The 5,083-nt window shown below is 38.9% G+C and carries 7 protein-coding genes; 4 read left to right on the plus strand and 3 right to left on the minus strand.

Translation table 11 applies throughout. From position 1 onward, the window contains the following. Positions 1-563 precede the first annotated feature (563 nt). From cgtA to rplU, 3 genes are all read right to left on the minus strand, one after another. Entirely contained in the window at positions 564-1,730 is a 1,167-nt protein-coding gene (gene cgtA, locus G322_RS0117485) for an Obg family GTPase CgtA (RefSeq protein ID WP_022942992.1), read from the minus strand. A 154-nt stretch (positions 1,731-1,884) separates the two neighbouring features. Further along, positions 1,885-2,142 carry a 50S ribosomal protein L27 gene (gene rpmA, locus G322_RS0117490; protein ID WP_015464273.1) on the minus strand — a complete coding sequence of 86 codons (258 nt, stop codon included), beginning with the start codon at positions 2,140-2,142 and terminating at the stop codon, positions 1,885-1,887. A 16-nt stretch (positions 2,143-2,158) separates the two neighbouring features. After that, positions 2,159-2,470 (minus strand): 50S ribosomal protein L21, encoded by a 312-nt coding sequence (gene rplU, locus G322_RS0117495; RefSeq protein WP_022942993.1) that lies wholly within the window; start codon positions 2,468-2,470, stop codon positions 2,159-2,161. A 203-nt stretch (positions 2,471-2,673) separates the two neighbouring features. Here rplU and G322_RS0117500 point away from each other — a divergent pair, with 203 nt between their 5' ends. From G322_RS0117500 to ispB, 4 genes are all read left to right on the plus strand, one after another. Then, positions 2,674-3,057, plus strand: coding sequence for a MerR family transcriptional regulator (locus G322_RS0117500; protein ID WP_022942994.1), 384 nt, complete (start codon positions 2,674-2,676; stop codon positions 3,055-3,057). A gap of 72 nt (positions 3,058-3,129) precedes the next feature. Further along, positions 3,130-3,534: a MerC family mercury resistance protein gene (locus G322_RS21270; protein ID WP_022942995.1), complete on the plus strand. Its 405-nt coding sequence runs from the start codon at positions 3,130-3,132 to the stop codon at positions 3,532-3,534. Next, the gene (locus tag G322_RS24395) at positions 3,534-3,734 is read left to right on the plus strand and encodes a GDCCVxC domain-containing (seleno)protein (RefSeq protein ID WP_022942996.1); all 201 of its coding nucleotides are present in this window, start codon (positions 3,534-3,536) and stop codon (positions 3,732-3,734) included. The genes G322_RS21270 and G322_RS24395 overlap by 1 nt, the downstream gene beginning before the upstream one ends. Positions 3,735-3,822: 88 nt before the next feature. Then, a complete protein-coding gene (gene ispB, locus G322_RS0117515) occupies positions 3,823-4,794 on the plus strand; it encodes an octaprenyl diphosphate synthase (protein ID WP_022942997.1) in 972 nt (323 codons plus the stop codon). Positions 4,795-5,083 lie beyond the last annotated feature (289 nt).

The following is a 5,083-nucleotide window of genomic DNA, read 5'->3' on the forward strand; positions in this document are numbered from 1 at the left end:
GTAACAATGTTATAAACAGCACCAGTGCAAAATTTGCTACCCAGTTGCCGATATTCAACGCGATTAATAATTGTTGTAAATATAATTCAACTTGCTCAATCATTGTTATTCCTAAGGAATCGTTACACAATAACTTGCGCTAAATTTTTTCAAAAACCCTGAAATGACTGGTTATACCAATAACAGTAAATAGCTGATCTATTTTACTGGTTAAAACAACTCACTTCCGCGTTGTAATTTTCGTAAAGGGAACAACCATTTACGTCAACTTACGCCTTGAATTAAGCGGTTTTCCCTGCGGAAAATTTAGATCACATACTTAATGTAATTGGTATTATACCAAACCCATAAATATGTGATCTTTTGGGACGTGAGACTTTAGTCTCGCCTTTACTATTAGCACAGCTAAAGCAGTACGTCCTAACAATTAATGTGACCAGTTAATTAATGAAATTGGTATTATTTTTGAAAACAAAAGCGCAAGTAATTTTGAAACCGATCCTAAATGTAAAAAGCCTCGCGTTGATACTATCAAAGCGAGGCTTTTTTATACATAAATAGAATTAATCTCTAACGTAGATCACTTCCATTGTCTCTTCTTCATCATCATCGTCGTCATCGCTATCATCATAATCAGGATTAACTTCATCTATGGTTGATTCATGGTAATCATCCCACTGAAATTCAACCTGTTGACGCTCTTCTTCAGCGGTGTACTCTTTTGGCATCTCTTCAAGGTGATCAGCAACATTTTGACAGACCAACTGTGTCCCTGTTTTTGAGATGGCAGCCACTTTATAAACAGGGCCTTCCCATTCAAGACGGTCAATCACTGATTTCATGACCACTTCTGCATCTTCCTCAAGCAACAGATCAATCTTATTAAAGATCAACCAACGTTGTTTAGCAGCCAGCTTCGGGCTGTGCTTTGCTAATTCATTTAAAATAATCACTGCATTGTCAGCAGGATCAGACCCATCTGCTGGTAACAAATCAACCATATGCAATAAAACACGACAACGCTCTAAATGACGTAAGAAACGCGTTCCTAATCCAGCACCTTCAGAAGCACCTTCGATTAATCCCGGAATATCGGCAATAACAAAGCTACGACCATGACCCATACTAACTACGCCCAAATTTGGAATAAGCGTGGTAAAAGGGTAATCAGCCACTTTCGGTGTGGCAGCGGAAACACTACGAATAAAAGTAGATTTTCCTGCATTTGGCAGACCTAACATGCCCACATCAGCAAGCAGTAATAGCTCTAGCTGTAAGTTACGAATTTCGCCCGTTGTACCATCTGTCTTTTGACGAGGCGCGCGGTTGGTACTGGTTTTAAAGCGAGCATTACCTAAGCCGTGGAAGCCACCTTTCGCCACTAAAAGTCTTTGACCATCTTTGGTTAAATCACCAATCACTTCACCGGTATCTTCATCACGCGAACGCGTTCCAACGGGAACGGGAATAATCAAGTCGTTACCACGAGAGCCTGTACAATCACGCGTTTGACCATTTTCTCCACGCTCTGCCGCATAAAAACGGATAAAACGGAAATCTACAAGGGTATTTAAATTTTCATCAGCCTGTAGGTAAACATCACCTCCATCACCACCGTCACCACCATTTGGGCCACCGCGTGGAATATATTTTTCTGTACGGAAGCCAACACAGCCGTTGCCACCATCTCCAGCGTCAACCTTAATTTTTGCTTCATCAACAAACTTCATTCTAACCTCCAAGAAAAATACCAATCTCTATTATTGGCATTAGTATACCTATTTATATTAAACATAGATCACATTATTTCTATCAATATAAATAGATACAAAAAAAAAGCCCCGCATAAAATGCAGGGCTTTAAAATTTTGTTTCGAAACTGAATTATTCAGCAACGATGCTCACGAATGAACGTAGTGGTTTACCTTTCTTTTCGAATTTAACTGTACCAGTTGCTTTCGCGAAAAGAGTGTGGTCTTTACCAAGACCAACATTTGTACCCGCGTGGAATTTAGTACCACGTTGACGTACAAGAATATTACCAGCTAAAACAGACTCGCCACCAAAACGTTTAACACCTAAGCGTTTACTTTCTGAATCGCGACCGTTATTAGTACTACCACCAGCTTTTTTATGTGCCATTTTTAATAACTCCTAATTAAGCGTTAATCGCAATAATTTTAACTTCTGTAAACCACTGGCGATGACCAGCTTGAGTACGAGAATGTTTACGACGGCGGAACTTAACGATTTTAACTTTTTTACCACGACCGTGGGCAACCACTTCTGCAGTTACTTTACTACCTTCAACGTATGGAACACCAACTTTGATGTCGTCTGCGCTTGCTACTAGAAGAACTTTATCAAATTCAACAGTTGCGCCAGCTTCTACATCTAGTTTTTCCAAACGAAGAGTTTGTTCAACAGCAACACGGTGTTGCTTGCCACCACTCTGGATAACAGCGTACATGTTTATTACTCCGTTCAGGCGTCTCGTGCTATTCATCTAGGAATCAGCATCAAGAGCACACTTATTAATCACAATGGTGGCGGAGTCTACGGCAAGTTTCCACTATTGGCAATCATATTTAGTAAAAATAAAACAAATAGTTTATGCTAAAAAATAACCTTTAAAATTAAATTTAAATAATAACGCCTAACAGCAGAGAATATATGACTTTTACGATTGGTTCCCTAGCACAAAAAGCACTGGTGAATGTTGAAACAATCCGCTTTTATCAGCGCAAAGGTTTATTAAAAAAACCCATAAAACCACTACATGGTTATCGTCAATATGATAATCAGACGTTGCAACGAATTTTGTTCATAAAACGCGCTAAAAAACTAGGCTTCACGTTAAAAGAGATCCAAGATCTCCTGTGTATTGAAAAAAATCGTTGTCATGAGATACAACACTTAGCGATCGAAAAACGCCTAGTGATCCAAAAAAAAATAACCGATCTCGCTAAACTCGAAGAAACATTAACCCTGCTCATTGAGCAGTGTGAGATAACAAAAGAAACAAACCACTGTGCAATTGTTGATGCTTTTAAATAATTATTTTATCTCCACCCATTGACTCCGTACCTAAGTACGGACCTTATAATATTAATTAATAAGGGGATAATCATGAATTTCAGTAATCTATTTGAAAAAACAGGGGTACTTGCCACTATCACCGCTTCGATGAGTTGTGGCTTTTGCTTTCCACTACTTGCCTCATTAGGGGCCTCACTTGGCATCGGATTCTTATCCGAGTACGAAGGTTTTTTTATTCAAACACTTATCCCAGTCTTAGCAGGGTTTATTATTGCGATGCAAGCGTATGCTTATTTTAACCACAAACAACACCTCTATCTATTTTTTGGTTTAATTGGGCCCGTCACTATTTTAATTTTAAAATATTTCTTTTGGATGGCAACCTACCGAACCGAAATCTATTATCTCGCCCTGATATGCATGCTTTGTTACTCCATTTTCACTCTGTTTAAACCGCCCTATCCACTATGTAAAATCAAAATGGAAATGAAATAATGAAAAAAGCGATTATTTCACAATCTTTATTAATCTGTCCATCGTGTCAACACAAAACGCTTGAAACAATGCCTGACAATACTTGTCAGTGGTTTTATGAATGTGTCCACTGCCACACTGTTTTGAAACCGAAAGCGGGTGATTGTTGCGTATTTTGCTCTTATGGCACGATTCCTTGCCCATCAATGCAAAATAAATAGCGCTTAGCTTGTAACAGAGTTGAGATAAAACCAATAAAGGGCAATAATAGGCATCTACTTTTTGCGCCTAATTCGGAACAGTTACTCCATGGATATTAAACAAATTCAACAATTATCAAACGATGATATGTTACACGTTAATACCTTAATTCAAGCACAATTAACCTCTGATGTGGCGCTGATTAACCAACTTGGTTTTTATATTGTTAATAGTGGCGGTAAACGAATTCGTCCATTAATTACCATTTTAGCAGCCAAAGCGCTCAATATTAATGATCATAAAATAACAAAATTAGCTGCCATTATTGAATTTATCCATACAGCGACACTTTTACACGATGATGTGGTTGATGAATCAGACTTACGCCGCGGTGAAAAAACGGCCAATGCACTGTTTGGCAATGCGGCCAGTGTGTTAGTGGGTGACTTTTTATATACCCGCTCATTTCAGATGATGAGTGAACTGCAAAACTTAAAAGTGATGGATGTCCTCTCAAATGCGACCAATGTAATTGCAGAGGGTGAGGTGTTACAGTTGATGAATTGTAAGGATCCTGATACCACTGAAAAAAGTTATATGGATGTTATCTACTTTAAAACAGCAAAACTGTTTGAAGCGGCAACACAGCTCGTTGCCGTTTTAGGAGAACAACCTGTCGCGATAGAGAACGCCCTGCTTGATTATGGTAAATATCTAGGCACAGCATTCCAACTGACCGATGATGTGATGGATTACAGCTCAGACGCAGCAGAGATGGGCAAAAATACCGGTGATGATTTGGCAGAAGGTAAGCCCACGTTACCACTACTTTATGCAATGCAACACGGCACAGCAAAGCAAATCGCACTGATTCGAGAAGCGATCGAGAAAGCCAACGGCATGCAATATTTTGATGAAATCATGCTGGCATTAAAAGAGACCAAGGCGTTAGAATATACCCAAAGACGCGCATTGGAAGAGGCAGATAAAGCTATCAAGGCACTCGCTATTTTACCTGAAAGTGAATACAAACAAGCATTAATTAGCCTTGCACATATCGCAGCAGATAGAAAAAGCTAATCACAACAAACCAGGGAAAACGGGTTTAAATAATACAAGTTAAGTACAGTTAACCACCAATCCAGTGATTTTTCTTGATTGAAGGAATTAGTCTCTATTTATATAAATGAAAACATGCAGGACTAAAGTCCCACTTCCCAAAAGTAAGCTAATTATTCATCGGAAGTGGGACTTTAGTCCTGCCTTTTGATGCTTGAATTAACAACTGACCAGAAAGCAAACTCATTCTGTTTGTTTTAAACCCGTTTGCCCTGCACAACAAACAGACAGACAAGCGGGATTATAGTCC

Origin of the sequence: Psychromonas hadalis ATCC BAA-638 (assembly GCF_000420245.1) — a bacterium.
Classification (GTDB): Bacteria; Pseudomonadota; Gammaproteobacteria; order Enterobacterales; family Psychromonadaceae; genus Psychromonas; species Psychromonas hadalis.

Bases quoted from the DNA above. Each gene is read 5' to 3' on its own strand.
- cgtA (WP_022942992.1), bottom strand. From the start codon at position 1,730: ATGAAGTTTGTTGATGAAGCAAAAATTAAGGTTGACGCTGGAGATGGT.
- rpmA (WP_015464273.1), bottom strand. From the start codon at position 2,142: ATGGCACATAAAAAAGCTGGTGGTAGTACTAATAACGGTCGCGATTCA.
- rplU (WP_022942993.1), bottom strand. From the start codon at position 2,470: ATGTACGCTGTTATCCAGAGTGGTGGCAAGCAACACCGTGTTGCTGTT.
- G322_RS0117500 (WP_022942994.1), top strand. From the start codon at position 2,674: ATGACTTTTACGATTGGTTCCCTAGCACAAAAAGCACTGGTGAATGTT.
- G322_RS21270 (WP_022942995.1), top strand. From the start codon at position 3,130: ATGAATTTCAGTAATCTATTTGAAAAAACAGGGGTACTTGCCACTATC.
- G322_RS24395 (WP_022942996.1), top strand. From the start codon at position 3,534: ATGAAAAAAGCGATTATTTCACAATCTTTATTAATCTGTCCATCGTGT.
- ispB (WP_022942997.1), top strand. From the start codon at position 3,823: ATGGATATTAAACAAATTCAACAATTATCAAACGATGATATGTTACAC.